A 25,619-nucleotide genomic window follows, 5' to 3' on the forward strand; every position below is an offset into this window, starting at 1 on the left:
AGATGATGTAGACTGCCCCCCAGACCAAGGTTATCCACAGGATTTCCAGATTGCCTGCGCTGCACGGTGCCGTCTAAGACAGGACACCCGCGCGAGCCGGGTCAATAATCGGGGTGAGCAATGAACGAGATCAGCAGTTTTCAAAACGGCACGCCTGAGGTTCAGGCCGCCGAAACCATGCCGCATTCCATCGAGGCCGAACAGCAGCTTCTGGGTGCGATCCTGACCAACAACGACATCTACGACCGCGTGGCGTCGATCATCGGGCCGCACCATTTCTACGATCCCGTGCACGCGCGCATCTATGACATCGCCTCGGCCCGTATTGCCAAGAACAACCTGGCCTCGCCGGTGACGCTCAAGGCGTTCATGGAAGACGACGAGGGCCTGAAAGAGCTGGGCGGCCCCGCCTATCTGGCCCGTCTGGCCGGTGCTGCGATCAGCGCCTTTGCGGTGCGCGACTATGCGCAGATGATCTATGATCTGGCGGTGCGCCGCGATCTGATCCTGCTGGGCCGCGACATCAGCGCCAAGGCGGCCAAGGTCGATGTATCGTCCGAGCCGCGCGAACAGATCGTCGAGGCGGAACAGCAACTGTACAAGCTGGCCGAACAGGGCCAGACCGAAAGCGGGTTCCAGTCGTTCCTGAAGGCGGTGACCGATGCGGTGAACGTCGCCAACGCCGCCTACCAGCGCGAGGGTGGCTTGTCGGGTGTCTCGACCGGGTTGATCGACATGGACAAGAAGCTGGGCGGCTTGCACCGGTCGGACCTTCTGATCCTTGCGGGGCGTCCGTCGATGGGCAAAACCTCGCTGGCGACCAACATCGCGTTCAACGTGGCCAAGGCGTACAAACGCGGGCTGCTGCCCGACGGGTCAGAGGGCGCGATTGATGGCGGCGTGGTGGGCTTTTATTCGCTGGAGATGAGCGCCGAACAGTTGGCCGCGCGTATCCTGTCCGAAGCGTCCGAAGTGCCATCCGAACAGATCCGCCGCGGTGACATGACCGAGGCCGAGTTCCGCCGCTTCGTGGACGCGGCCAAGTCGCTGGAGGCCTGTCCGCTTTATATCGACGACACGCCTGCCCTGCCGATCAGCCAGCTTGCGGCGCGCGCGCGGCGGCTGAAACGGACGCACGGGCTGGACGTGCTGATGGTCGACTATCTGCAACTGGTGCGCGGCACCGGCAAATCGGAAAACCGGGTGAACGAGATTTCCGAGATCACCATGGGTCTGAAAGCCATCGCCAAGGAGCTGGACATTCCGGTGATCGCCCTGTCGCAGTTGTCACGCCAGGTGGAAAGCCGCGAAGACAAGCGCCCGCAATTGTCGGACCTGCGGGAATCGGGTTCGATCGAACAGGACGCCGACGTGGTGATGTTCGTGTTCCGCGAGGAATACTACAAGGAACGCGAAAAGCCCGGCGATCACGATCTGGAAGCGATGGCCAAGTGGCAGGAAGAAATGGAACGCCTGCACGGCCGCGCCGAGGTCGTCATTGGCAAGCAGCGTCACGGGCCGATCGGCACCGTCGAGCTGAGCTTTGAGGGTCGGTTCACCCGCTTTGGCAACCTTGTGCAGCCGTGGCAGCAAAACAGCGGCGAGCAGGAGTTTTAGGGGGAGCCTTAGGGTTTCTGCGGCTTACGGTTTTGAGTTCGGCTGCGCTGGACTTTGCCAATGCGCACCAAAGCCCGGAATCAAGGTGCAAAGCACCGCCGGCCTCTCGGTGTTCGCAAAGCGAACACCTGCCGGCAACACATTGCTTTGCAATGTGTGAGAGGCAGCGCCCGACCGCCCGTCACGCCGGAGGCGTGCCTAAAACAATCGGCGCACCTTCGGTGCGACGGGCGGGCGCTGCCCTTTGTGGCAAGGTCGCACTTATTCACCGCCTATTCCGCCTTCCCCGACACCTTGGGCGGACGTTACACCTTGACCTCGGACCCAAACATGGCACAACCCCGCGCATGACATCAGCGACTTTGACAATCGACACCGGCGCCATCGCGCGAAACTGGCAATCCCTGGACGCGCGCACCGAAGTGGAAACCGGCGCCGTGGTCAAGGCCAACGGCTATGGCTTGGGCGCGCCTGTCGTCGCCCGTGTGCTGGCCCGCGCGGGCTGCCGCAGCTTTTTCGTGGCCACCGCAGACGAGGGCGCGACCCTGCGCGCCGCCCTGGGCCAAGGGCCTGCGATCTATGTGTTTTCCGGCCATATGGACGGCGACACCGGTGCCATCCGCGAGGGGCGTCTGACGCCGCTGCTGAACTCGGTTGACCAGATGCTGCGCCACGTCGAGGCGCTGCCTGGATCGCCCTTTGGCTTGCAAATGAACACCGGCATGAACCGGCTGGGGATGCAGGCATCGGAATGGTCGGCGCTGCGTGACATCGCCGTGGCACAACGCCCCGGCCTGATCATTTCGCATCTGGCCTGCTCGGACGAGCCGGACCACGAGATGAACGCGTTCCAATTGCGCCAGTTCCGCGAGATGACCGACGGCATCGACGCGCCGCGCTCGCTGGCCGCGACCGGTGGGACGTTGCTGGGCGAGGATTACCATTTCGACCTGTGCCGCCCCGGTGTCGGCCTGTTCGGCGGCCTGCCCTATGCCCAGGCCGAGGCGGTCGTGACGCTGGACGCCCCTGTCATTCAGGTGCGCGATGTGGCGGCGGGCGAATCCGTGGGCTACGGCAATATGTGGATCGCACAGCGCCCCTCGCGCATTGCGACGATTTCGGCAGGCTACGCCGACGGTCTGATCCGCGCCATGGGCAACGGGGCCGGCGCGCATGTTTACGCGGACGACACCGCCCTGCCCATCGTGGGCCGCGTGTCGATGGACCTGATCACCGTGGATGTCACCGATCTGGGCCATGACCCTGCGCATCTGCAACTGCTGGGCGCGCACCAGACGGTGGACGATCTGGCCACGGCTGCGGGCACCATCGGGTACGAAGTGCTGACCTCGCTGGGCCATCGTTACGCCCGCCGGTATACCGAGTGAGGTTTCTGGCCGCCATCGGGGCCACGGTTCTGGGCCTGTTGGGCGCCGTCGGGCGCGTGACGCTGTATGCGGTGCAAACGCTGGGCCATCTGCTGCGCCCGCCCTTCTATTTCCGTGAGCTTGCGATTGCGCTGCTGAACATCGGCTGGCTGTCGCTGCCCGTGGTTGGCCTGACCGCAATTTTTACCGGCGGCGCGCTGGCCTTGCAGATTTACGCAGGCGGCGCACGCTTCAACGCCGAAGCGGTGGTGCCACAGATTGTCGCCATCGGCATGGTGCGCGAACTTGGCCCCGTGCTGGTGGGCCTGATGATCGCCGCGCGCGTCACATCGTCGATTGCCGCCGAGATTGCGACGATGAAGGTGACCGAACAGATCGACGCGCTGGTGACGCTTTCGACCCATCCGATGAAATACCTGACCGTGCCGCGCGTGCTGGCCGCAACCCTTGTGGTGCCACTGCTGGTGGCGGTGGGCGACGTGATCGGCATTGCCGGCGGCTGGGCCGTGGCCACGGGCACGCTGGGCTTCAACCCGGCGGCCTATCTGAAAAACACCGTGAATTTCCTGGAACTGCGCGACATCATCTCGTCGCTGGCCAAGGGCGGCGTGTTCGGCTTTATCGCGGCCCTGATGGGCTGCTATTTCGGCATGAACTCGGGCCGTGGGGCCCAAGGCGTTGGCCGCGCCACCAAGGGCAGCGTCGAGGCCGCCGCGATCCTGATCCTGGCCGCCAACTTCGTGCTGACGGGGGTGTTTTTCTCGCTATGATCACGCTTGAGAATGTCCACAAATCCTTTGGCAGCAACCACGTCCTGCGCGGTGTGAACCTGCATGTGCCCAAGGGCACGTCGATGGTGATCATCGGCGGGTCGGGCACCGGGAAATCCATCACCATCAAGGCGGTGCTGGGTCTGGTCACGCCCGACCAAGGCCGCATCACGGTGGATGGCACCGACATCACCCGCACCGACCGCGACGCGTTTCTGGCGCGCTTCGGGATGCTGTTCCAGGGGGCTGCCCTGTTCGACAGCTTGCCGGTCTGGCAAAACGTCGCCTTCCGGCTGCTGCGCGGATCGCTGAAACGCCCCCGCGATCAGGCCCGCGCGATTGCCATCGAGAAACTGCGCCGTGTCGGCCTGACCGAGGACGTGGCCGACCGCCTGCCCGCCGAGCTGTCGGGCGGTATGCAAAAGCGCGTAGGGCTGGCCCGCGCCATCGCCGCCGACCCCGAGATCATCTTTTTCGACGAACCAACCACCGGACTTGATCCGATCATGGCGGGCGTGATCAACGACCTGATCCGCGAAATCGTGACTGAGATGGGCGCCACAGCCGTGACCATCACCCACGACATGTCGTCGGTGCGCGCCATTGCCGACAACGTGGCCATGCTGCACGAGGGCGTGATCAAATGGACCGGCCCGGTGGCCGAAATGGACGCCGCAGGTGACCCTTACGTCGATCAGTTCATCCACGGTCGCGCCACGGGGCCCATCGCCGCCGTGCGCTAAAGGATGAGCCTCGACCTCGTCCTGAATATCGTTTTCTGTCTTGGCACGGGCAGCTTTGTGCTGGTGTCGGTTTACCGGCTTCAGACCAAGCTGAACCTGGCGCACTGGCCCGACCACTGGTACGGCACCCTTCTTTTCAGCACAATCCTTGCCTGCATTGTCCTGCTGATGCAGTTGGACTTTTACGGGCTGAACCCTGTGCGCCCGATCTACAACGCCATTCTGGACCTGCTGCCGTTTTGATATAATCTGCGGGCGATGACGCCGTTTTCAGACAACGCCCTGTTTGCAATCACTCTTGCGCTGCTGGCGTTGGGTCTGTTCGCGCTGCTGGCGCGCCTGCGCCCTGACCTGCCGTGGCCCTTGCGCCTGATGCTGACGACCATCGGCACCCAAGGACTGTTCCTGCTGTCCGTGCTGTTTGGACTGGACCAGACGCCCCCGCTCGAGACGGTTCTGGTGGCGCTGTCGGATCTTGTCGGCTTTGACTGGCCGCAGACACAGTGGTTCTAGCCCCCTTGCGCTGGCTTGACTTGGCGCCCGGGCGGCGCACAAGATCATGCGATGTATCTGCTTGCTTTCATTGCTGCCGTGGTTGGCCTGATCCTTGGACTTATCGTCTGTTTTGTTTTGCAGGTTCTGCGCTATGGCCCCGATGATCCGAACTGGCAGTATGACGAACTGCTTTACGAGGGGATTGTCATCCTATGCGCGATCGGGACCGTGGTCGTCGTCCTGTTGAACGAAGCCAGCGTCCTGTCGTTCGTGTCACGGGTCTGGACCGCCGCATTGACCTTGATGGGAATCTGCCCCACCTGCCTGTGACCCGTGCCTTGGGCGCATCCCTGACCTTCGCAAAAGAAAGCAATTTGCCAATCTCATGCACCGCTGGATCAACCTGTCCCTGCTTGTCCTGTTTCCGCTGTCCTGGTTCGCCCCGCTGGTGCGTGCAGGGCTGTTGCCGCTGTTCGGCCTGTCCGAAATCAGCGTGATGACCGGCCTGCAATCGCTGTGGGCGTCGGATGTGTTTCTGGCGCTGGTGGTCACCGTATTTGCCTTGTTTGCGCCCTATCTGAAAACCATTGGCCTGGCGCTGCTGCACTGGAACCTGCTCAGCGCGCGGTGTCTGCCGGCCTTGCATGTGCTGGGCAAACTGGCGATGGCCGACGTCTTCCTGATCGCGCTGTATATCGCCCTGACCAAGGGCATCGGCGTTGGCCGGATCGAAGTCGCGTGGGGGCTGTACCTGTTCACGGCGTGTATTTTTGCATCGCTGTGGGTCGGGTTGCGCACGAAACAATCCGGTCAGGACACGGGTATTGCTTCGAAAAGCGAAACAGATGCCGCTGATTTGCCACAATACAGCCCCGCTAAAATCAAGTGAAGAAAGCCGGGAACAAAATTTTCGCTTAGCGGTTACCCCTGTATCGGCGTATAGTTGCCGATAAGATGGTTTTCTGGGGGGAAGACATTTGACAGCTTCAATCGGCGCGCTTGCCTACCTGATCCGATTCCTCATGCAACGGGCCGCACTGGCCTTTTTCGCACTGACCGCACTTGGGTTGCTGGCGGCAACAGGGATGGCCGCGACGGGACGGTGGCCATGGATCGACCTGCCCCTGTCGTGGAATGGCGCACCTGTCCCCGATGCGGGCATGTACGCCCAGATCGCGCTGACCGTCTTTGCTGTCTGCCTGTGCTTTTTCCTGCCCAGTGCCCGCCGCACCATGCAGCTTGAAAATGCCCACCGCGATTTTTCGATCAACATGACCGACATCACCCGCGCCTATGGGGCCGTCCATGCCGCCGACCGCGGCGATGCGTTCCGCTTTTCCACCGAATTCGACGCCGTGCGCGAGCGTCTGGCGTACCTGCGCGATCACCCCGACCTAAGCTCGCTCGAACCTGCGCTGCTGGAAGTGGCCGCGCAAATGTCCCACATTTCCAAGGAACTGGCCGAGGTTTATTCCGACGAACGGGTCAACCGCGCCCGCAGCTTCCTGGAACAGCGCCAGTACGAGGTCGACCAGTTCAACAGCCGGCTGGACCACGCCAAATCCGTCAGCGCCGAATTCAGACACTGGCTGACCAATGTCGAGCTGGAAGAGGCCGTCGCCGCCGCCCAACTGGACCGCCTGCGCGCCGAAATGCGCGAGGTGCTGCCAGAGCTTGGCCTTGAAACCATCGTGGCCACCGACAACACCGTCACCAAAATGGTGCCCAAAGCCGCCGAATAGCCCGCCCGTCTTCATCTTGCCAAATAAACTCCGGGGGAGACGCGCAGCGTCGGGGGCTGGCCCCCTTCTGCCATCTCAATTCCCGCTCAGTCGCATTTACCTTTTGACGCCCCCGCCCGCGTCAGGCACATCAGGGCAATGGCAAAATCACCCTCATTCACCTGCACCGCCTGTGGTGCCACGCATACCAAATGGTCCGGGCGCTGCGATGCCTGTGGCGACTGGAACACCATCGTCGAGGATGTGGGCCTGTCCGCAGGCGGCAAAAAGTCCCTTGGGGCCAATCGCGGCTCGGCCATCACGCTGACCGACCTGCAAACCGAGGAATCACCGCCCCCCCGCACCCATTCCGGCATTGACGAGCTGGACCGCGTGCTGGGCGGCGGCCTTGTGCCCGCCTCGGCGCTGCTGGTGGGCGGCGATCCGGGCATCGGCAAATCGACCCTGCTGTTGCAGGCCGCAGCCGAGTTTGCCCGCGCCGGGGTCAAAACCATCTATGTCAGCGGCGAAGAGGCCACAGCGCAGGTGCGGATGCGCGCCAAACGTCTGGGCCTGTCCGACGCGCCGGTGCAACTGGCGTCGGAAACCAACCTGCGCAACATCCTGACCACGCTCGAGGCGGAAAAACCCGGCCTTGCGATCATCGATTCGATCCAGACCATGTGGTCCGACACCGTCGACAGTGCCCCCGGATCGGTCAGTCAGGTGCGGTCGGCGGCACACGAGCTGACGACCTTTGCCAAACGCAAGGGCGTGTCGGTGATTCTTGTCGGTCACGTCACCAAGGACGGCCAGATCGCAGGCCCCCGCGTGGTGGAACATATGGTCGACACGGTGCTGTATTTCGAAGGCGAGCGCGGCCACCAGTTCCGCATCCTGCGCGCGGTCAAGAACCGCTTTGGCCCTGCGGATGAAATCGGTGTGTTCGAAATGACCGGTCGCGGGCTGGAACAGGTCACCAACCCCTCGGCGCTGTTCCTGTCCGAGCGTGGCAAACCCAGCGCCGGATCGGTGGTGTTTGCCGGCATCGAAGGCACCCGCCCCGTGCTGGTCGAATTGCAGGCGCTGGTCGCCCCCTCGCCCCACAGCCAACCGCGCCGCACGGTCGTGGGCTGGGATGGCGGGCGGCTGGCGATGATCCTCGCGGTGCTCGAAGCCCGCTGCGGCATCCCCTTTGCGGGGCTTGATGTGTACCTGAACGTCGCCGGTGGCATGAAAATATCCGAACCCGCCGCCGATCTGGCCGTCGCTGCCGCCCTGCTGAGTGCGCGGGAAGACGCCGCCCTGCCCGAAGGGGCGGTTGTTTTTGGCGAAATCAGCCTCTCGGGCGCCCTGCGCCCCGCGCCGCAAACCGAAAACAGGTTGAAAGAGGCGCAAAAACTTGGTTTTACCACCGCACTTGCCCCGTCAGGCGGCAAGGCCATCGAGACATCCGGGATCAAGGTGCAGCAAATGCAAGACTTGACCAGTTTCGTGGGTGAAGTATTTGGCGCAGGTTAACGCCGCACAGACAAGGAACGGATGATGGACGGTTTCACAATCATTGACGGCGTGGTGGCCGTCGTCATCATCCTGTCGGCGCTGCTGGCCTACGGGCGCGGCATCGTGCGCGAGATCATGGCGATTGCCGGCTGGATTGCCGCGGCCATTCTGGCGTTTCTGTTTGCCCCGCAGGTCGAACCGCTGGTCCGTGAAATCCCCGTTGTGGGTGAATTTCTGGCCGACAGTTGCGAACTTAGCGTGATCGGGGCCTTTGCGCTGGTCTTTGCCGTGGCGCTGATTGTCGTGTCGCTGTTCACCCCGCTGTTTTCCTCGCTGGTGCAACGCTCGGCCCTGGGCGGCGTGGATCAAGGGCTGGGCTTTCTGTTCGGCGTGGCGCGCGGCATCCTGTTGGTGATCGTCGCCTTCTTTGTCTACGACACCGTGATCACCGGCCAGGAATTCACCATCGTCGACGAAAGCCGGTCCGCCGCCGTGTTCGGTCGCTTTACCGACGACATCCAGGACCGCAAACCCGAACAGGCCCTTGGCTGGATCACCCGCCAGTACGAAGGTCTGGTCGGCACCTGCGAACAATAATGCAAACAGCGCACCCCGCCCCGTCCCCTTCAGGGTTGTACGGGGGGGCCTGCGCGCCTAGATGTGACATACACGCACCGCATTGTGCTGCCGGAAACGGGTTAATTTGGCACAATTCACCCACACGTTCACAATCTCATAACTATTTCGGCCCAAGGGCGTGACACCACGTCATGGCCCCAGTATCAGACCCCTGACCAACCCCAGATTCGGAGCCAACCGCCCGTGACTGAATGCATGATGCCACCCGCACATCCTTTTGATGACGACAAGCTGAAAGAAGAATGCGGGGTTTTTGGTGTAATCGGCACCCAAGATGCCTCGAACTTCGTGGCCCTTGGCCTGCACGCGCTACAGCACCGAGGACAGGAAGCCGGCGGTATCGTCAGCCATGACGCCGAGCTTGGCTTTCAATCCGCCCGCCGCTTTGGCTATGTGCGCGACAATTTCACCAGCCAGAAGATCATGGAAACCCTGCCCGGCCCGCTGGCCATCGGCCACGTCCGCTATTCGACCTCGGGCAACAAGGGCCAGACCGCGATCCGCGACGTGCAGCCGTTCTTTGGCGAATTCGCCATGGGCGGGGCGGCGATTGCCCACAACGGCAACATCACCAACGCCAACGCTCTGCGCCGTGAACTGATCGAGCGCGGCTCGATCTTTCAGTCGTCATCCGACAGCGAATGCATCATCCACCTGATGGCGCGCAGCCTGCAACGCAACATCCCCGAACGCATGGAAGACGCCCTGCGCCGGGTCGAGGGCGCGTTTTCCATCGTTGCCATGACCCGCACCAAGCTGATTGGCGTGCGCGATCCGCTTGGCGTGCGCCCGCTGGTGCTGGGCCGCGTCGGCGATGGCTGGGCGCTCAGCTCGGAAACCTGCGCGCTGGACATCATCGGTGCCGAGTTTGTGCGCGAGATCGAACCGGGCGAAATGGTGGTGATCACCGACAAGGGCGTCGAAAGCCAGTTTCCCTTCCGCCGTGTCGCCCCGCGTTTCTGTATCTTTGAACACGTCTATTTCTCGCGCCCCGACAGCATTCTGGGCGGGCGCAGCGTGTACGAGACCCGCGAAAACATCGGCCGCGAGCTGGCCAAGGAATCGCCGGTGGACGCCGATCTGGTCTGCCCCGTACCGGACAGCGGCACGCCGGCGGCCATCGGCTTCAGCCTGCAATCGGGCATTCCCTATGCGATGGGGATCATCCGCAACCAATACATGGGCCGCACGTTCATCGAACCGACCGAGCAGATCCGCAACATGGGTGTGCGTCTGAAACTGAACGTGAACCGCGCGCTGATCAAAGGCAAACGTGTCATTCTGGTCGACGATTCCGTGGTCCGTGGCACCACCAGCCGCAAGATCAAGGAAATGATCCTGGACGCCGGTGCCGCCGAGGTCCACTTCCGCATCGCGAGCCCCCCGACCGCCTGGCCCTGCTTCTACGGCGTCGACACGCCCCAGCGCGAAAAGCTGCTGGCCGCCACCATGTCCGAGGACGAGATGCGCGAACATCTGGGCGTCGATTCGCTCAAGTTCATCTCTTTGGACGGCCTCTATCGCGCCGTGGGCGAGGCCGAAGGCCGCAACAAAAGCTGCCCGCAGTATTGCGACGCCTGTTTCTCCGGCGAATATCCGGTGAAACCGTCGGACATGCTGGAAAAAGGCTTCGAGATGAAAGCGGCGGAATAACCCCGCCGCTTCGTCTTGCCAGATAAGGGTGCGGGGGCGGTGCCCCTGCCGTCATACTGGCGGCGGCTCGACCTCAGATCACTTTGATCTTCTCGTCATGAATGGAAAACCGGACGGTCACTCAGCAGGTGCTAGTGGCGGGTTTGAGCCCTCTGCGCATTTCCCAAGCGCGGAATCGAGGCCGCAGGCCGCCGCGCATCATGCCTTAGGCATGTCTGCGACATGACGGGCCGTCCGCCGGCACGGCGATTTGGCTGCTGTTGTGCGTTCCCGCCAGCTAGGATGTGCTTGGCTACCATAAAGTGCCAGACACCAAGGTTGGATCGCCGCACCACGGCCCGACGATGCACGGCTTCTCACTCCAATTCAAACGGCAGCAAAATCCCGTACCGAAGACCTAGCCCCATATCACACATATGACCCGGTATAGATCACTTCAGCACCCCCACCCCTTTGCTGCCAACATCTGTCAGCAAACCGTGCTAACCTGCCCTTCATGGACCCGTTCACCCAGATCACCGCCCAATGGCCCGCACCCGCGCGCGCCCGTTTCGACGCCCTGCGCGCCGCCATCCTGTCGGCGGCCTACGACGCAAGTGTGGGCCCTGTCACGGAATCCCTGAAATGGGGTCAGCCCGCATGGCGGCCCGCCACCCCGCGCACCGGATCGACCCTGCGCCTGAACTGGTCGCCCGAGGCGCCCGATGTGCTGACCGCCTATGTGGATTGCAAAACCGATCTGGCGCCGCGCATGGCCAGCCTGTACCCCGACCTGACCAACGACGGACGCCGCGCGCTGGCGCTTTCCTTGAACGCCCCGCTGGACACGCAGCCTATCGCGCATCTGGCCGCGATGACCCTGACCTATCACCGCAAACCCTGACACAGGCGGGCGATTCCCGCCGCCCGCAAGCCCGGTGCCACACAATGCCGCAGGCTTCGGCAAAGCTTGGCGCAGGCGGTGGCACCTATTGGCCGACGGCAAGATTCCCCCGTCTTGCGGCTGACCACGGCCATGATACCTCGCACCTTCGATTGCCCCCGAAGGACCTGTCGTATGGAAAAAGCCTCTCCTCAAACCACGCAACTGGCGACGCAGAAAAACGCGGTGCGCCTGAACCAGCCCGTCTTGTTGGGCGTATTCGGATCAACCACGGCCCCGCGCGCGATGATCCGCTATCCGAACGGTCGCATCGACACCGTAAGGCCCGGCGACAAAACCCGTCTGGGTCAGGTGGTCGGCATCGGCGAAGACGCCCTGCACATCGCCCGCAATGGCCGCACCGAAGTGCTGCGCCTGCCGCAGCCCGGCGAGGTTGTCAGTTCCCTGCGCCCCCACGCCCGCCCCAGCGCCGAGACCAACGCCGCCTGATCGCGGACACGCGCGCGCCTCTTGACCTTGGCGCGCAATGGCTCCATCACGCAGCCCATGACAAACGCCCCCAAACTTGCCCTGATCACCGGCGCCTCGCGCGGCCTTGGTGCCGCACTGGCCGAAGCGCTGGCCCCGACCCATCACATCGTTGCCGTGGCCAAGACCACCGGCGCGCTGGAAGAGCTTGACGACCGGATCAAGGCACTTGGCGGCAGCGCCACGCTGGCCCCCATGGACATCACCGTGCCCGAGGCGATGGCGACCCTGTGCCGGGGCATTCACGACCGTTGGGGCGGGCTGGACATCTGGGCGCACACCGCGATCCACGCGGCCCCGCTGACCCCCACCAGCCACATCGACAGCCGCGACATGGCCAAATCCATCGCCGCCAACATCACCGCCACCGCGACGCTGATCACCTATGTGTCTCCCCTGCTGGGCACCGACGGCACCGCGCTGTTCTTTGACGACCCGCGCGCGGGCGAGAAATTCTTTGGCAGCTACGGTGCGACCAAGGCGGCGCAGATCGCGCTGGCCCAAAGCTGGCAGGCCGAAACCACCAAGACCGGCCCCCGCGTCGTCATCGCACAGCCCGACCCGATGCCCACCGCCACCCGCGCGCGTTTCTTCCCCGGCGAAGACCGCGCGCCCCTGGCCGATCCGCACGCGCAGGCGGCGCGTATTCTCGCCGCACTCTAACCTTCTTCGGTTCAAAAAATCCTCCCCGAAGGGCCGGTTTGCCACAGGCACCGCCCGTCAATGAGTCTTGCGCGCAACGGACCTGCCCCGATCTGCCACAAATCCACCTTGCACCCGCTGCCTGCCCTTGCCGCAATGCTGCCGCCTGAATACTAAGGACAAAAGGGGCAAAACATGCGTATTCTCATCACCAACGACGACGGCATCGCGGCACCGGGGCTGAAAACCCTGCACGCCATCGCAACCCAGGTGGCAGGCGACAGCGGCGAGGTCTGGACCGTGGCCCCCGCCTTCGAACAATCGGGCGTCGGCCATTGCATCAGCTACACCCGTCCGATGATGATCTCGCAACTGGACACCCGCCGCTTTGCCGCCGAGGGCAGCCCCGCCGACTGTGTGCTGGCCGGTATCCACGACGTGCTGGGCGACGTGGACCCCGACCTGATCCTGTCAGGCGTGAACCGTGGCAACAACTCGGCTGAAAACGCGCTTTATTCCGGCACGCTTGGCGGTGCAATGGAAGGCGCGCTTCAAGGCATCCCCTCGATCGCCATGTCGCAATATTTTGGCCCCGCCAACGCCCAGATCGACGACCCGTTCGAGGCCGCCCTGACCCACGGTGCCGACACGGTGCGGCGCATTCTGGATGCCACGCCCGACGACACCGGCGATTACCAGTTGTTCTACAACGTCAACTTTCCGCCCGTTCCTGCGGCACAGGTCAAAGGCACCCGTCTCAGCAAACAGGGCCGCCGCCCCGGCGTGCGGTTTTCGACCGAACCGCATCAGGCCCCCTCGGGCCGCCGGTTCGTGTGGATCAAGGGCGGCAACCAGCAGGTGCGCACCGCCCCCGGCACGGACGCTGCCGACAATCTGGACGGCTATATCACGGTCACGCCGATGCGCGCCGACCTGACCGCCCATGACATGATGGACCGCCTCAAGGCGCTGAACACATGACCGAAGACGAGATCGCCCAACGCAAGATGCAGTTCCTCTATGCCCTGCGCTCCAAGGGCGTGACGGACAAGGCCGTGCTGGAAGCCATGGAAGCGATCGACCGTGGCCCGTTCATTCGCGGCCTGTTTGCCACCCGCGCCTACGAGGACATGCCCCTGCCCATCGCCTGCGGACAGACCATCAGCCAGCCGTCCGTGGTGGGGCTGATGACGCAGGCCTTGCAGATCAGCCCCCGCGACAAGGTGCTCGAAGTGGGCACCGGATCGGGCTATCAGGCGGCGATCCTCAGCAAATTGGCGCGCCGCGTCTATACCGTGGACCGCCACCGCCGTCTGGTGCGCGAGGCGCGGGTGATCTTTGACGGGCTGGACCTGACCAACATCACCGCGATCACCGGCGACGGCAGCTTTGGCCTGCCCGATCAGGCGCCCTTTGACCGCATCCTGGTCACAGCCGCCGCCGAAGACCCCCCCGGCCCGCTTCTGGCACAGCTCAAGGTGGGCGGGATCATGGTGGTGCCGGTCGGCCAGTCGGACGCGGTGCAAAGCCTGATCCGCGTGCGCAAGACCGAAACAGGTCTGGAATATGACGAATTGCGCCCCGTGCGCTTCGTCCCCTTGCTGGAAGGCTTGGGAAAAGATACATAATACGCGGAATTATGCCGATTTGGGCGTCCGTGTGGCACATTCTTGACCCTGTGTTGCATGGGCGGACAAAACCCGTGACATAAGACGCAACAGACACGATCAGGCCCAAAACAAGGCCCCGAACCCGCATAACGGGGCGTGCCAAGAGGACGAGCAAGATGATCCGACCCCTTTCGCGCCACCGCGCGCCCCTGCTGCTGGCCACCTGCGGTGCACTTGCACTTGCCGCCTGCGATCAACCGCTTGATATAGATTTGCGCGGCGGCACCGGCGCGTTTTCCACCGCCGACGCAGCCGTGAACGCCACCACGGACCGGCCCCGACCGGACGACCGCGGTGTGCTGTCCTATCCCAACTATCAGGTTGCCGTCGCCCGCCGTGGCGACACGCTGGGCGATGTGGCCGCCCGACTGGGTCTGAGTGCGTCCGAGCTGAGCAGCTATAACGGCATTGCGGCGGATACCCCCCTGCGCGCGGGTGAAATCATCGCCCTGCCCCGTCGTGTGGCGGAACCGTCGCCTGCCACGGGTGCCATCGGGACCGGCCCGATCCAACCCGCACCGGTTGATGTGACCACGCTGGCGGGCAATGCCATCGACAGCGCCGCCGACACCACGCCGACAACAACCCCTCTGGCCCCTGCGCCTGCCAAACCGGCACCGGCCCAGACCGGCAAGGAGCCGATCCGCCACAAGGTCGAACGCGGCGAAACCGCCTATACCATCGCGCGGCTCTATCAGGTGCCGGTGCGGTCGCTGGCCGAATGGAACGGGCTCAGCAGCGATTTCGCCATCCGCGAAGGTCAGTTCCTGCTGATCCCCGTGGCGCAACAGGCCCCGCCCAAGCGCACAGCCGCCGCTGCCACCACCACCGCCCCCGGCGCAGGCTCGCCCACGCCGACACCGCCCAGTGCGGCCACGCCCCTGCCGCAGGATGACACCGCCAAACCTGCACCCGCCGCCGCCAAACCCGCAGCCCCCGTGGCCGACATTGGCAAGCAGACGGTCAAACCCGACAGCAACACGGCGATGGCCTATCCGGTCAACGGCTCGATCATCCGCGCCTATTCCAAGGGCCGGAACGAAGGCATCGACATCAAGGCTGCCGCCGGCACACCCGTCAAAGCCGCGGCTTCGGGCAGCGTCGCCGCCATCACCCAAAGCGCCGATGGCGTGCCGATCATCGTCGTGCGGCACCCCGACAACCTGCTGACCGTCTATGCCAACGTGGCCGATGTGGCCGTGAAAAAAGGCGACAGCGTCAGCCGTGGGCAAAGCATCGCCAAGCTGCGTGCGGGCGACAATGCCTATCTGCACTTCGAGGTCCGCAAGGGCTTTGACAGCGTTGATCCCACACCCTATCTGCCCTGACCCTGCGGTCTGGGCCAACGCGGTGGCGAACCGGCTCCGGTTCGCCACATCAGCGTCACATTTCCCGCCAATTGTGTTCAAGACAGCAATAGTTACAATAAAATAACCACGCGAGCGCCCTAGCGTCGCCGCGTTGCGCCTTCAGAAACAATCCAAACTTAGCAGTGGATTGATTTCGAACATGGCCGTCTACTACGGATACACCAACGTCATTCGCGGCACGCAAAGCACGGTCAACGGCAACCCCGTTGACTATGCCTATACGCCCAACGGCACCTGGCGCTACAGCGGCGAAGACACCTATTTCGTGATCGAGGAAAACGACGGCGCAACCGTGTTCAACGGTGACGGCGATGTGAACGAATATGTCGACAGCGCAGAACGCTTTGGCGGTGCATGGGAACAGACCGTTGAGATCGACGGCGTCGACCGGCAGGTGATCTGGGACTATACCTTTACCGTGACCGACGGTACGAACACGTGGCGCGTGGGTGTCATCGACGTGGACCTGAACAACGATAACGATGTGCAGGACGCGGGCGAGAACGGCTATTTCCTGGTGTTCCCCGATGGGATGCCCCCCGCCGACACCAACCTGACCACAGGCGGCATCACCGAAAACGACGACAGCACGCCGCACACGGACCTTGGCGGGTCCGTGGTCTGTTTTGCATCCGGCACGATGATCGAAACCCCCGACGGCCCCCGCGCGGTCGAAGACCTGAGCGCCGACGATCTGGTGATCACCGGCACCGACGGCGCGCAACCGATCCGCTGGAAGGGCGCGACCACGGTCGTGTCCACCGGCGATCTGGCACCGATTGTCATCACCGCAGGCACTCTGGGCAATGACGCCGATCTGGTGGTGTCACCCCAACACGCCATCCTGCTGACCGACTGGCGGGCCGAACTGCTGTACGGTCAGGAACAGGTTCTGGTGCGTGCGGTCGATCTGCTGAACATGGACGGCGTCTATCGCAGCACCGGCGGGCTTGTGACCTATCACCACATCCTGCTGGACGCGCACCACGTGGTGCAATCGCACGGGATCTGGTCGGAAACGCTGTACCCCGGCGACATGACCAGACAGGCGGTGAACCCTGCCGCGCGGGCCGAGATCGAAACCCTGTTTCCCGACCTTGTCACCTATGGCCCCAAGGCCGCCCCCTGTTTGCGCGCCTATGAGGCAATACTGCTGGCGGCGGCTTAGCGTCAGGACCAGAAGCGGACCTTGGACGCTGTATGGGCCAAGGTCTGCTGTGAGGACCTAGCGGACGTCCACCAAAGCCCGGAATCAAGGTGCTTTAGCACCGCCGGGCAGCGCCCGACCGCCCCCTGGGCGGGCGCTTCCTCACCGTATTGCGGTTCATCACCCACACGCCAAAGAATAGACATAAAGTGGCGGTCACGAGCGTCGTGATGCCCACCCGCGGTCAGGCGCTGCCCTTTGTGGCAATGTCACTCATGGCTCATTCCCGCCATTCTCCGCGCCCCGCACGAACGTCCGGTTTTCCACTCGGCCTCAGATGATGGCCAAAGCCATCCAACGGGCACCCCCGCCGCCTAAAGCGTGACGCCCCGACGGCCTGCAAGATCCACAAAATACTGCCATGCCACCCGCCCCGACCGCGCACCGCGCGTGGCCTGCCATTCGATGGCCTCGGTCCGCAGGGTCGCGTCGTCGATGTCCACGCCGTAAGCATCGCAATAGCCACGGATCATCGCCAGGTACTGATCCTGATCGCAGGGATGAAACCCCAGCCACAGCCCGAACCGGTCCGACAGCGACACCTTCTCCTCGACCGCCTCGGCCGGGTTGATGCCGCTTTGCCGTTCGTTTTCGATCATGTCGCGCGGCATCAGGTGGCGGCGGTTCGACGTGGCATACAGCACCACATTCTCGGGCCGCCCTTCGATCCCGCCATCCAGAACCGCCTTGAGCGATTTGTAATGGCTGTCGTCGTGGCCAAAACTCAGGTCGTCGCAATACAGCACGAACCGGCCCGAAGCCCCGCGCAGCAGGTTCAGCAGACGGCCCACGCTGGGCAGGTCCTCGCGTTGCAGCTCGACGATCTTCAACTGCGGATGTTCTGCCTGAACAGCACCATGTACCGCTTTGACAAGGCTGGATTTCCCCATGCCCCGCGCCCCCCAGAGCAGCGCGTTGTTCGCGGGCAATCCGCGCGCAAACTGCGTGGTGTTCGCCAGCAGCGTATCGCGCGAGCGGTCGTTGCCCACCAGCAGGTTCAGCGGCACGCGGCTGATCTGGTGCACAGGGTCCAGCCGGTCGGGCCCGGTGTGCCAGACAAAGGCGCTGGCGGCGTCGAAATCGGGGGCCGGTTGCGGCGCCGGGGCCATACGCTCCAGCGCCGCAGCGATGCGGTCCATCGGGTCGTCGATCACTTTTTCAGGTCCTCGTCGTCATTACCGTTCAGAATGTCGTCCAGACCTTCTTCGTCTTCTTGGGCTTCGTCTTCTTCATCGTCAAAGTAACCTTCTTCGCGCAGACGTTGGTCGCGGCGGCGTTCCACCCCCCGCACCAGCCAGATCGAGATTTCGTACAGGCCAAAAACCACCACGAACAGGATCAACTGGGTCACAACATCCGGCGGCGTGACCAATGCGGCCACCACCAGAATGCCCACAACCGCGTATTTGCGCACGTTGGCCAGCCCTTCGGCGGTCACCAATCCGGCCTTGCCCATCAGGGTCAACAGCACCGGCAACTGGAAACACAAGCCAAAGGCCACGATCATTTTCAGCGTAATATCAAGGCTTTCGTTCACCTTACCCTGAAACACGATGTCGATGCCCTTGGTCGAATCCTTGACCGTGCCATCCTGCACAATCGCCGTCAGGATCGACGCCGCATCGGCAAAGCCCAGAAAAAACTGCATCGCCATCGGCACAACCACATATTGCGCAAAGGCAGCCCCCAGCAGGAACAGCGCGGGCGATGCGATCAGAAAGGGCAGAAAGGCCGATTTTTCGTTCTTGTACAGCCCCGGTGCCACGAAACGCCAAAGCTGGTAGGCGATGACCGGAAAGGAAATCGCCAGCCCCCCCACCATCGAAATCCGCACGAGGGTAAAGAAATACTCTTGCGGCGCGGTGTATTGCATCACCGGATTGGGGTTGCCCAGATCGCGCATGGTCTGCTCGATCGGGATCAACAGGAAATCCAGGATCGCGCTGCCGAACGAAAAGCAAAAGATCATCGCCACCACAAAGGCCAGCACCGACCGGATCAGCCGCGTGCGCAGCTCGGCCAGATGCTCGATCAGCGGGGCGCTGCTGTCTTCAATGTCGTCTGCGTGGCTCATGTCGTGCCTTTGGGTGTGTCGTGTGTGTCGTGTGTGTCGGATGTGTCATCCGCCAATGCCGCCTCGGCAGCGTCGGCGGCCTTGCGGGCCTCTTCGGCTTCGCGCGCCTTGCGGTCTGCGGCGGCGCGGGCGGTCGAGGCCTGTATCTTCTTGGCCTTGGCCGCGCGCTCGGCGGCCAGCTTTCCGGTCTCGCTGTCGGCATCCATGTCGCGCAACGACGACGACACATCGCGCGCCGCATCCTTGACGCCGTCCATTGCGGTGCCCAACGGATTGGTCGCCGATTTCAACGTCTTGGAAATATCACGCATCCCGCTTTCGTCAGCCGCGTCGTTCATGGCGCTGGTGAATTCGCGCGCCATGCCCTTGGCTTTGCCAACAAATTGCCCGATCTGCCGGAACAACACCGGCAGATCCTTGGGGCCGACGACGATCAACGCCACGACCCCAACGACCAAAAGCTCGCTCCAGCCCATGCCGAACATGGATCAGACCTTGTCTTTTTCGGTCTCGGGCGTCACGTCCTTGGCTTGCTTGTAGTCGTCATCGTCATCCAGAGAATTCTGGCCTTCGCTGACGCCTTTTTTGAAGCTGGTGATGCCCTTGCCGACTTCGCCCATCAGGCTGGAAATCTTGCCGCGCCCGAACAGCACCAGCACCACAACCGCAATCAAAAGCAGACCCATCGGTCCAATATTGTTCAGCATATCAAGTCTCCCGCTGTACGCGCCCCGCGGCACGTTTCGTTTTGTATCGGCTTTTGTCTATGCAAGCGCGCCGCCGGGTAAAAGCCGCAATGCCGCTTTGCCCCCCGCGTTTGGGGTCAGAGTCCACCACAAAAATCTGGCCTTTTGCACAACTGACACGTATTTGTCAGTAATGATCCGCCAAACCCGCCTTCACGCCCTTGTCGATGCCTTGCGCACCGGCACCACCCAGCGCGCCGCCGATCTGGCGCAGCAGCTGTCGGTGTCCCAACGCACGCTCTACCGCGACATCCAGACGCTTCAGGCGGCGGGCGTTCCGGTGCAAGGCACACGCGGCACCGGCTACCAGTTGACCAACCAGATCCGCCTGCCCCCGCTTGACCTGGCCCCACCCGAGCTTGAGGCGCTCAGCCTTGGCCTTGCCATCCTGGGCCAATCCGCCGACCCCGAACTGTCGCAGGCGGCAACCACGCTGGCCGACCGCATCGACGCCCTGCTGCCCGAGGCGGCGATTGCCCCCGCCGAGGCATGGAAGCTGGAAAAACCGCCCTTTGCCGACGCCGCACGCGGTGCCTCGCACATCCCGCGCATCCGCGCCGCCATCCGCGCGCGGCAAAAACTGCGCATCACCTACCATTCGCGCGGCGACCGCATCACCACACGCACCATCCGCCCGCTCAGGCTCAGCAGCCTCGGCCCGGTCTGGACCCTGACTGCATGGTGTGAACTGCGCGCGGCCATGCGCGACTTTCGCCTGGACCTGATCGACACATCCGAAGCCCTGCCCGAGCTTTTCCTCGAAGACAGCCCCTAACCCGTTCTTTTGGCCAAAAATATCCTGGGGGAGACGCACAGCGTCGGGGGCAAAGCCCCCAAACTCACCCCTTCAACCGCCACCCGCTTTGCGCAGGCAAAAACGCCTCGACCGCCGCCGTGGCCACGACGATCACCTCGTCCCCCGACGGCACGTCCATGCCGCCGAACACGGCCCGCACCTCGGCCCGCCCGCGCGGCAGCACCGCGACCAGCGCGTCCACATCCACCGCCTCGGGCTGTTGCACCGCCACGGTCACCTGCACACGCATGTCCGACGCATCCAGCCCCAGCGTGCCGAACAAGGGCAGCGACGATCCGCGAAACGCGTCCTCAATGGCACGACGCGCCGCCTTGGTATAGTCGCGGCCATGCAGGTCGTTGCCCTGCCCCATCTCGATGATCACCCGCTGCTCAGCCATCGGCACGCTCCATATCAAAGGACACGGTCAGCGCCGCCTGCGCCATCACCGTGGGGTTGCCCACCCCTTCGGGGCGCGGCACGTCCAGACCGCCGTGCACCACCTCAATCTGCGCCTGCCCGTAAGGAAAGATCGCGCGCAATACATCGACATCCACCTGATCGGGCTGCTGCACCGCCACCCGCACGGCGATCTGCATCGCCTCTTTGGGAAAGCCGAACAGTTCCGCCAGGTTGATCGAATTGCGCCACAGCGCATGGCGCACCGCCTTGGCCGCCGCATCGGTGTAATCGGCGCGGCGCAGGGACGTGCCCAAGCCAAACTCGATGATCAAAGGTCCGCTCATGCCATCATCCCCGCTGGAAAGACAAAACATTTGTCGCGCCGCACCCGCAGCCACATCACTGTCCCCGGCTGCGGCAGGAACACCCCCGGCACAGTGGATTTCATCACCGATCCGTCATGGTCCAGCCGGAATTCCACCAGGCTTTCGTTGCCCATGAACCGCGCCCGCTCCACCACCGCCCGCGCCGCCGTGCCCTCGACGGCTGTCGGCACCGGCCCCACGCCCGCACGGTCAAAATCAATCCGCACATGCTGCGGGCGGAACACGATGTCGACCTCGGTGCCATCGGCAATACCGGGGGCCAGGAACCGCCCGAAGGGCGTCATCGCCAGCGCGCCCTGCACGGTGGACCGGCGCACGTTGGCGTCCGAGAAAAACGCCACCGACGCGCGGTCCAGGGGCCGCGTATAGACGTTATAGGGCGCGCCCTGCTGCACGATCTGCCCGTCGCGCATCAGCGCGATCTCGTCGGCCATGCGCATTGCCTCGTCCGGCTCGTGGGTGACCAGCAGAACCGCCGTGTCTTCTTCCTTGAGGATGCTCAGCGTCTCGTCGCGGATGCCGTCGCGCAGCCGGTTGTCCAGCCCCGAAAACGGCTCGTCCATCAGCATGATGCGCGGCTGCGGTGCCAGCGCGCGCGCCAAGGCCACCCGCTGCTGTTCCCCGCCCGACAACTGGTGCGGATACATGTCGATAAACCGCTGCATGTGCACACGGCCCAGCATCTCCTCGACCCGCGCCCGCTTTTCCGCGCGGCTGCCACGCAGCCCATAGGCCACGTTGCCCTCGACGCTCAGATGCGGAAACAGGGCAAAGTCCTGAAACATCAACCCGATCTCGCGCCGCTCAGGCGGCACACGGGTGACGGTATCGCAGATCAGCTTGCCATCGGCATAAATCTCGCCGCTGTCCTGCATCTCGACGCCCGCAATCATTCGCAGCGTCGTGGACTTGCCACAACCCGACGGCCCCAGCAGACAGGTCACCTGCCCCGGCATGATGCTCAGCGACACGCCGTCGACAACGGTACGCCCGTCAAAGCTGCGCCGCAGGTCGCGGATCTCCAGTCTGGGCACCTCGGTCAAAGGCTCTCTCCAAGTCTGATAAAATCGGTCGGGCTTGGGCTATCAGGCCCGACGCGCCCCCGCAAGCACCGCCGCAAAACCCGTACATAAATCACCCGAATATGTACGTATTCGCAGACCTTCCGCAGCAGAGCGGCCCACGACACCCTGCGCTTCATCTTACCAGAGAAACTCCGGGGGCAGCGCCCCCTGAACAAAAACAATCGCGCAAGCGGCCATCAGGTCAACACAAACCCAACCCGCGCGCGGTCGACGCCGTTGACCTGCACCACCAGTTCATGCGCACCGGGATGCAGGGCAAAAGTGCTGGCCCCGCCCTTCATCAAATGCGCCTTGGACATCACCAGCGGATGCCCTGCCTGCATATTGCCCGCCTTCAGCTTGAACACCTTTTCGCGGGCGGCTTTTGTATCCGGCCCCGGCCCCGCAAAGCGGATGCGGTAATCAACCAGCACCGGCAGCGCCACGTCCGACTGCAACACCACGTCAAACCGCAGCCGGTCGCCGATGGCGACAGTGTCGGCCAACAGCCGCACCTGCACGTCCACATCGGCCCCCGCCGCATAGCCCAGATGCGCCATGGCCCCCGCATGCCCTGCCTTGATCCGCGTGCGCAGGGCATGGCGGGCCATCCAGGCCAGTTCCTTGGGGTCTTGTGCGCCGTGCTGTTCCCACCCCCGCAACCGGTCCAGAACCGCATCGGTGTCGGTTTTTGATATATCGTTCAAATGGTTGGCGACCGACCGCGTCACGAACCGCGCCGGATCGCCGTGCAACCGGTCCAGCAGCGGCAGGGTCTGCGCCGGGGTCAGTGCAATCGCGCGCCCCCACGGCAGCTTGGGCCGCGTGCCTTCGCTGACCAGCCGCCGCACGTGGTAATTGTCATCCTCGGCCCAGACCGCCATGCGTGCCAGCGTCTGGTCCGGCCAGCGGTTCAGAAAGGCGCGGATCGAAAACTCCATCGAAAACCGCTGTGTCGCCGCATGGATCAGGTCCAGCGCGCGGTCGCGGTGATGTTCCAGCCCGTGACGCACCGCCAGAATGCCCGGCACCGCGTGGATGAACCGGCCAAAGTCGTCGTCGCGCAAGTCAGGGTCCAGCGGCGGCGGCATCATCGCCTGCACCTGATCTGCCATCTCCGGAAATTCCGGCGACAAATGCGGCGTGATGCAATCCGCGAACCAGTCAAGGCACTCCATCAGGCTGCGCTCGGCCACGCCGGACAGGGCCAGACGCGCGAACGCGGCCCCGTCCAATCCTGGCAGACCGGCGGCATATTCCGCCCCAAGCTGGCCCAGAGACTCTGCGTTAAACAACTGGTCTTTCAGCGAATATCCCTGTGCCATGGGCTTGGTTCCCTAGATCGTGGCGTTGGTGGCACCACCGTCCAGCAACAGGTTCTGCCCGACGATAAAGCCCGCATGGACCGAGCACAAAAACGCGCAGGCCTGACCGAATTCCTGCCGCGTGCCATAGCGCCCCGCCGGAATCGTCGCGGCCCGTGCGGCACGCGCCTCGTCCATCGAAATGCCCTTGGCCTTGACCACACCACCGTCCAGCGCGACCGCGCGGTCGGTGTCGTGGATGCCGGGCAACAGGTTGTTGATGGTCACCCCCTTGGACGCGACCTGACGCGCGGTGCCGGCCACATATCCGGTCAGGCCGGTGCGCGCCGAGTTTGACAGGCCCAGTTGCGCAATCGGCGCCTTGACCGACTGCGAGGTGATGTTGACCACACGGCCCCAGCCACGGTCCATCATCGCAGGCATCAACGCCTTCATCATCGCAATCGGGGCCAGCATGTTGGCATCCAGCGCCTTGATGAAATCGTCACGGTCCCAATCGGACCACATGCCGGGGGGCGGGCCGCCTGCGTTGTTGACCAGAATGTCGATCTGCCCGGCGGCCTCCAGAACCTTGGCCTGCCCTTCAGCGGTGCTGATATCGGCGGCCACGGTCACCACATCGACGCCGTAAGCGTCGCGGATCGCCGTCGCTGTTTCTTCCAGCGCCTCGGCCCCGCGTGCGTTCAGCACCAGGTTCACGCCTGCCTCGGCCAGCGCCTCGGCACAGCCGCGGCCCAGCCCCTTGGACGACGCGCAGACAAGCGCGCGTTTACCCGATATTCCCAAATCCATGTGATCCTCCTGTGATAGGTTGTGCACTGCGTAGCACCTCACGCAGACGGGATGCCAGAAAAACACCGGCCCGTTGACCCGCTGTTGCCACAATTCTACTGTAGTGCCTTGAACAATCCACGAAATTCCTGATCCGAGTGCGACCCATCCCCATGCGCAAAACCACCATCCCGCAGACCCCGGCCCATTCGGTGCCGGTCTATCCCGCCGAGAGTTTCACGGCGACGGACGGGGCAAACATGGGCGATGCGCTGTCGTTCGCTCAAGAGCTTGAGCTGGACGATGCCTATGCCCTGACGCCGCAGGCGCGGCCTGTGCAACTGGCGATTCAGGTGTTGGACGACGGGTTCGAAATTGCCGCAGACAGCCCCACCGGCGTGCCGGGTGCCGCGCTGCATCTGGATTGCGCGCTGACGCTGATGTCACCCGACGGGCAGACCACCGATTCCATCGTGGTTGTCGAAACCGACGGCACCGGGAATGTCGCGCAGATTTACCTGCTGCCCCTGGCCAACCTGACGCCGCGCACCGATTATGCGTTGGTGGGCATCGACACCGAAAAGGCCGCCGAGAAATTTGCCGAAGTGGCCTGTGCCCGCTTTACCCGTGGCACCCACATCACGCTGGCGTCCGGCGCGCAGGTCCCGATCGAGGATCTGGCCGTGGGCGACCGCGTGCTGACCCGCGACGACGGCACGCAAAAAGTGCGCTGGATCGGCCAGTCGACCGTGCGCGCGGTGGGCGATTTTGCCCCGATCTGCATCCGTGCGGGGGCGTTGAACAATTTCAACGATCTGGTGGTCAGCCCGGACCACCGCCTGTTCATCTATCAACGCTCGGACCAATTGGGCGCAGGCCGGTCCGAGCTGTTGGTCAAAGCGCGCCATCTGGTCAACGGCGACACCGTGATCCGGCAGGACGGCGGCTTTGTCGATTATTTCCAACTGCTGTTTGACGCCCACCAGATCATCTATGCCGAAGGGATCGCCGCGGAATCGACGCTGGTCGACACCCGCACCCGCCCCGCTGTGCCCGACGAGGTCACCGCACAACTGACCGGCAGCACAGCGCACGCCAATGCGGGGCTGACGGGACTGGATGTACAGGAAACCCTGCTGAACCGTCCCGACGCCGCCGAGTTGTTGCGCAAGGCCAGCACGCGTTAGGGTCAGGACACTAAGCATCCTTGCGCCGGACGCACCTGC

30 protein-coding genes are annotated in these 25,619 nt (G+C 63.7%); 21 read left to right on the forward strand and 9 right to left on the reverse strand.

All coding sequences use genetic code 11. From position 1 onward, the window contains the following. The first annotated feature begins 120 nt into the window (after window positions 1–120). The 19 genes from AAC077_RS05620 (at window position 121) to AAC077_RS05710 (ending at window position 16,790) form a co-directional block, all read left to right on the forward strand. A complete protein-coding gene (locus AAC077_RS05620; protein ID WP_339767348.1) occupies window positions 121–1,617 on the forward strand; it encodes a replicative DNA helicase in 1,497 nt (498 codons plus the stop codon). 347 nt (window positions 1,618–1,964) lie between these two features. After that, on the forward strand, window positions 1,965–3,005 hold the full coding sequence (gene alr / locus AAC077_RS05625) for an alanine racemase (RefSeq protein WP_339767350.1): 1,041 nt from the start codon (window positions 1,965–1,967) through the stop codon (window positions 3,003–3,005). Further along, window positions 3,002–3,775, forward strand: coding sequence for an ABC transporter permease (locus AAC077_RS05630; protein WP_339767352.1), 774 nt, complete (start codon window positions 3,002–3,004; stop codon window positions 3,773–3,775). Before alr ends, AAC077_RS05630 begins: the two co-directional genes overlap by 4 nt. Then, entirely contained in the window at window positions 3,772–4,518 is a 747-nt protein-coding gene (locus AAC077_RS05635; protein ID WP_339767354.1) for an ATP-binding cassette domain-containing protein, read from the forward strand. Before AAC077_RS05630 ends, AAC077_RS05635 begins: the two co-directional genes overlap by 4 nt. Window positions 4,519–4,521: 3 nt before the next feature. Further along, window positions 4,522–4,761 carry a hypothetical protein gene (locus AAC077_RS05640; RefSeq protein ID WP_339767356.1) on the forward strand — a complete coding sequence of 80 codons (240 nt, stop codon included), beginning with the start codon at window positions 4,522–4,524 and terminating at the stop codon, window positions 4,759–4,761. A gap of 15 nt (window positions 4,762–4,776) precedes the next feature. After that, a complete protein-coding gene (locus AAC077_RS05645; protein WP_339767358.1) occupies window positions 4,777–5,031 on the forward strand; it encodes a hypothetical protein in 255 nt (84 codons plus the stop codon). A gap of 51 nt (window positions 5,032–5,082) precedes the next feature. Further along, window positions 5,083–5,343, forward strand: coding sequence for a hypothetical protein (locus AAC077_RS05650; protein WP_339767360.1), 261 nt, complete (start codon window positions 5,083–5,085; stop codon window positions 5,341–5,343). 55 nt (window positions 5,344–5,398) lie between these two features. Next, a complete protein-coding gene (locus AAC077_RS05655) occupies window positions 5,399–5,902 on the forward strand; it encodes a paraquat-inducible protein A (protein WP_339767362.1) in 504 nt (167 codons plus the stop codon). A 133-nt stretch (window positions 5,903–6,035) separates the two neighbouring features. Beyond that, on the forward strand, window positions 6,036–6,755 hold the full coding sequence (locus AAC077_RS05660) for a DNA repair protein (RefSeq protein WP_339767364.1): 720 nt from the start codon (window positions 6,036–6,038) through the stop codon (window positions 6,753–6,755). Between the two features lie 138 nt (window positions 6,756–6,893). Continuing rightward, entirely contained in the window at window positions 6,894–8,255 is a 1,362-nt protein-coding gene (gene radA / locus AAC077_RS05665) for a DNA repair protein RadA (RefSeq protein ID WP_339767366.1), read from the forward strand. Window positions 8,256–8,279: 24 nt separating this feature from the next. Then, window positions 8,280–8,834 (forward strand): CvpA family protein, encoded by a 555-nt coding sequence (locus tag AAC077_RS05670; RefSeq protein WP_037921216.1) that lies wholly within the window; start codon window positions 8,280–8,282, stop codon window positions 8,832–8,834. 240 nt (window positions 8,835–9,074) lie between these two features. Next, entirely contained in the window at window positions 9,075–10,529 is a 1,455-nt protein-coding gene (gene purF / locus AAC077_RS05675; protein WP_339767966.1) for an amidophosphoribosyltransferase, read from the forward strand. A gap of 496 nt (window positions 10,530–11,025) precedes the next feature. Then, entirely contained in the window at window positions 11,026–11,412 is a 387-nt protein-coding gene (locus AAC077_RS05680; protein WP_339767388.1) for a hypothetical protein, read from the forward strand. A 174-nt stretch (window positions 11,413–11,586) separates the two neighbouring features. Further along, window positions 11,587–11,901, forward strand: coding sequence for a hypothetical protein (locus AAC077_RS05685; RefSeq protein ID WP_339767390.1), 315 nt, complete (start codon window positions 11,587–11,589; stop codon window positions 11,899–11,901). 57 nt (window positions 11,902–11,958) lie between these two features. Then, a complete protein-coding gene (locus tag AAC077_RS05690; protein ID WP_339767392.1) occupies window positions 11,959–12,603 on the forward strand; it encodes an SDR family oxidoreductase in 645 nt (214 codons plus the stop codon). A gap of 174 nt (window positions 12,604–12,777) precedes the next feature. Continuing rightward, on the forward strand, window positions 12,778–13,563 hold the full coding sequence (gene surE / locus AAC077_RS05695; RefSeq protein ID WP_339767394.1) for a 5'/3'-nucleotidase SurE: 786 nt from the start codon (window positions 12,778–12,780) through the stop codon (window positions 13,561–13,563). After that, on the forward strand, window positions 13,560–14,210 hold the full coding sequence (locus AAC077_RS05700; protein ID WP_339767395.1) for a protein-L-isoaspartate(D-aspartate) O-methyltransferase: 651 nt from the start codon (window positions 13,560–13,562) through the stop codon (window positions 14,208–14,210). The genes surE and AAC077_RS05700 overlap by 4 nt, the downstream gene beginning before the upstream one ends. Window positions 14,211–14,368: 158 nt before the next feature. Then, entirely contained in the window at window positions 14,369–15,580 is a 1,212-nt protein-coding gene (locus tag AAC077_RS05705; protein ID WP_339767397.1) for a LysM peptidoglycan-binding domain-containing protein, read from the forward strand. Between the two features lie 181 nt (window positions 15,581–15,761). Further along, window positions 15,762–16,790 carry a Hint domain-containing protein gene (locus AAC077_RS05710; RefSeq protein ID WP_339767399.1) on the forward strand — a complete coding sequence of 343 codons (1,029 nt, stop codon included), beginning with the start codon at window positions 15,762–15,764 and terminating at the stop codon, window positions 16,788–16,790. A 353-nt stretch (window positions 16,791–17,143) separates the two neighbouring features. Here the strand turns inward: AAC077_RS05710 and AAC077_RS05715 are convergent, their stop codons facing one another. Genes AAC077_RS05715 through tatA form a run of 4 tightly spaced genes read right to left on the reverse strand, consistent with a single transcriptional unit; the run spans window position 17,144 to window position 19,610 of the window. Next, entirely contained in the window at window positions 17,144–17,983 is an 840-nt protein-coding gene (locus AAC077_RS05715) for an ATP-binding protein (protein WP_339767401.1), read from the reverse strand. After that, the gene (tatC, locus tag AAC077_RS05720; protein WP_339767403.1) at window positions 17,980–18,903 is read right to left on the reverse strand and encodes a twin-arginine translocase subunit TatC; all 924 of its coding nucleotides are present in this window, start codon (window positions 18,901–18,903) and stop codon (window positions 17,980–17,982) included. Before tatC ends, AAC077_RS05715 begins: the two co-directional genes overlap by 4 nt. Further along, on the reverse strand, window positions 18,900–19,388 hold the full coding sequence (gene tatB / locus AAC077_RS05725; RefSeq protein ID WP_339767405.1) for a Sec-independent protein translocase protein TatB: 489 nt from the start codon (window positions 19,386–19,388) through the stop codon (window positions 18,900–18,902). The genes tatC and tatB overlap by 4 nt, the downstream gene beginning before the upstream one ends. Window positions 19,389–19,391: 3 nt before the next feature. Beyond that, window positions 19,392–19,610: a twin-arginine translocase TatA/TatE family subunit gene (gene tatA, locus AAC077_RS05730; protein ID WP_231033018.1), complete on the reverse strand. Its 219-nt coding sequence runs from the start codon at window positions 19,608–19,610 to the stop codon at window positions 19,392–19,394. Between the two features lie 172 nt (window positions 19,611–19,782). Here tatA and AAC077_RS05735 point away from each other — a divergent pair, with 172 nt between their 5' ends. After that, window positions 19,783–20,424, forward strand: a complete 642-nt coding sequence (locus AAC077_RS05735) for a YafY family protein (RefSeq protein ID WP_339767409.1) — start codon at window positions 19,783–19,785, stop codon at window positions 20,422–20,424. 64 nt (window positions 20,425–20,488) lie between these two features. Here the strand turns inward: AAC077_RS05735 and AAC077_RS05740 are convergent, their stop codons facing one another. From AAC077_RS05740 to AAC077_RS05760, 5 genes are all read right to left on the reverse strand, one after another. Beyond that, entirely contained in the window at window positions 20,489–20,845 is a 357-nt protein-coding gene (locus AAC077_RS05740; RefSeq protein WP_339767411.1) for a Lin0512 family protein, read from the reverse strand. Beyond that, window positions 20,838–21,191, reverse strand: a complete 354-nt coding sequence (locus tag AAC077_RS05745; RefSeq protein ID WP_339767413.1) for a Lin0512 family protein — start codon at window positions 21,189–21,191, stop codon at window positions 20,838–20,840. The genes AAC077_RS05740 and AAC077_RS05745 overlap by 8 nt, the downstream gene beginning before the upstream one ends. Then, entirely contained in the window at window positions 21,188–22,276 is a 1,089-nt protein-coding gene (locus AAC077_RS05750; RefSeq protein WP_339767415.1) for an ABC transporter ATP-binding protein, read from the reverse strand. The genes AAC077_RS05745 and AAC077_RS05750 overlap by 4 nt, the downstream gene beginning before the upstream one ends. Before the next feature lie 218 nt (window positions 22,277–22,494). Further along, window positions 22,495–23,622, reverse strand: coding sequence for a DNA alkylation repair protein (locus tag AAC077_RS05755; protein ID WP_339767417.1), 1,128 nt, complete (start codon window positions 23,620–23,622; stop codon window positions 22,495–22,497). A gap of 12 nt (window positions 23,623–23,634) precedes the next feature. Further along, the gene (locus AAC077_RS05760) at window positions 23,635–24,414 is read right to left on the reverse strand and encodes an SDR family oxidoreductase (RefSeq protein ID WP_339767419.1); all 780 of its coding nucleotides are present in this window, start codon (window positions 24,412–24,414) and stop codon (window positions 23,635–23,637) included. Between the two features lie 152 nt (window positions 24,415–24,566). Here AAC077_RS05760 and AAC077_RS05765 point away from each other — a divergent pair, with 152 nt between their 5' ends. Further along, window positions 24,567–25,580 carry a Hint domain-containing protein gene (locus AAC077_RS05765; RefSeq protein WP_339767968.1) on the forward strand — a complete coding sequence of 338 codons (1,014 nt, stop codon included), beginning with the start codon at window positions 24,567–24,569 and terminating at the stop codon, window positions 25,578–25,580. Window positions 25,581–25,619: the final 39 nt, after the last annotated feature.

It is taken from the genome of uncultured Pseudosulfitobacter sp. (assembly GCF_963976325.1).
Classification (GTDB): Bacteria; Pseudomonadota; Alphaproteobacteria; order Rhodobacterales; family Rhodobacteraceae; genus Pseudosulfitobacter.

Bases quoted from the DNA above. Each gene is read 5' to 3' on its own strand.
- AAC077_RS05620 (WP_339767348.1), top strand. From the start codon at position 121: ATGAACGAGATCAGCAGTTTTCAAAACGGCACGCCTGAGGTTCAGGCC.
- alr (WP_339767350.1), top strand. From the start codon at position 1,965: ATGACATCAGCGACTTTGACAATCGACACCGGCGCCATCGCGCGAAAC.
- AAC077_RS05635 (WP_339767354.1), top strand. From the start codon at position 3,772: ATGATCACGCTTGAGAATGTCCACAAATCCTTTGGCAGCAACCACGTC.
- AAC077_RS05640 (WP_339767356.1), top strand. From the start codon at position 4,522: ATGAGCCTCGACCTCGTCCTGAATATCGTTTTCTGTCTTGGCACGGGC.
- AAC077_RS05645 (WP_339767358.1), top strand. From the start codon at position 4,777: ATGACGCCGTTTTCAGACAACGCCCTGTTTGCAATCACTCTTGCGCTG.
- AAC077_RS05650 (WP_339767360.1), top strand. From the start codon at position 5,083: ATGTATCTGCTTGCTTTCATTGCTGCCGTGGTTGGCCTGATCCTTGGA.
- AAC077_RS05655 (WP_339767362.1), top strand. From the start codon at position 5,399: ATGCACCGCTGGATCAACCTGTCCCTGCTTGTCCTGTTTCCGCTGTCC.
- AAC077_RS05660 (WP_339767364.1), top strand. From the start codon at position 6,036: ATGCAACGGGCCGCACTGGCCTTTTTCGCACTGACCGCACTTGGGTTG.
- radA (WP_339767366.1), top strand. From the start codon at position 6,894: ATGGCAAAATCACCCTCATTCACCTGCACCGCCTGTGGTGCCACGCAT.
- AAC077_RS05670 (WP_037921216.1), top strand. From the start codon at position 8,280: ATGGACGGTTTCACAATCATTGACGGCGTGGTGGCCGTCGTCATCATC.
- purF (WP_339767966.1), top strand. From the start codon at position 9,075: ATGCCACCCGCACATCCTTTTGATGACGACAAGCTGAAAGAAGAATGC.
- AAC077_RS05680 (WP_339767388.1), top strand. From the start codon at position 11,026: ATGGACCCGTTCACCCAGATCACCGCCCAATGGCCCGCACCCGCGCGC.
- AAC077_RS05685 (WP_339767390.1), top strand. From the start codon at position 11,587: ATGGAAAAAGCCTCTCCTCAAACCACGCAACTGGCGACGCAGAAAAAC.
- AAC077_RS05690 (WP_339767392.1), top strand. From the start codon at position 11,959: ATGACAAACGCCCCCAAACTTGCCCTGATCACCGGCGCCTCGCGCGGC.
- surE (WP_339767394.1), top strand. From the start codon at position 12,778: ATGCGTATTCTCATCACCAACGACGACGGCATCGCGGCACCGGGGCTG.
- AAC077_RS05700 (WP_339767395.1), top strand. From the start codon at position 13,560: ATGACCGAAGACGAGATCGCCCAACGCAAGATGCAGTTCCTCTATGCC.
- AAC077_RS05705 (WP_339767397.1), top strand. From the start codon at position 14,369: ATGATCCGACCCCTTTCGCGCCACCGCGCGCCCCTGCTGCTGGCCACC.
- AAC077_RS05710 (WP_339767399.1), top strand. From the start codon at position 15,762: ATGGCCGTCTACTACGGATACACCAACGTCATTCGCGGCACGCAAAGC.
- tatC (WP_339767403.1), bottom strand. From the start codon at position 18,903: ATGAGCCACGCAGACGACATTGAAGACAGCAGCGCCCCGCTGATCGAG.
- tatB (WP_339767405.1), bottom strand. From the start codon at position 19,388: ATGTTCGGCATGGGCTGGAGCGAGCTTTTGGTCGTTGGGGTCGTGGCG.
- tatA (WP_231033018.1), bottom strand. From the start codon at position 19,610: ATGCTGAACAATATTGGACCGATGGGTCTGCTTTTGATTGCGGTTGTG.
- AAC077_RS05735 (WP_339767409.1), top strand. From the start codon at position 19,783: ATGATCCGCCAAACCCGCCTTCACGCCCTTGTCGATGCCTTGCGCACC.
- AAC077_RS05740 (WP_339767411.1), bottom strand. From the start codon at position 20,845: ATGGCTGAGCAGCGGGTGATCATCGAGATGGGGCAGGGCAACGACCTG.
- AAC077_RS05745 (WP_339767413.1), bottom strand. From the start codon at position 21,191: ATGAGCGGACCTTTGATCATCGAGTTTGGCTTGGGCACGTCCCTGCGC.
- AAC077_RS05755 (WP_339767417.1), bottom strand. From the start codon at position 23,622: ATGGCACAGGGATATTCGCTGAAAGACCAGTTGTTTAACGCAGAGTCT.
- AAC077_RS05760 (WP_339767419.1), bottom strand. From the start codon at position 24,414: ATGGATTTGGGAATATCGGGTAAACGCGCGCTTGTCTGCGCGTCGTCC.
- AAC077_RS05765 (WP_339767968.1), top strand. From the start codon at position 24,567: ATGCGCAAAACCACCATCCCGCAGACCCCGGCCCATTCGGTGCCGGTC.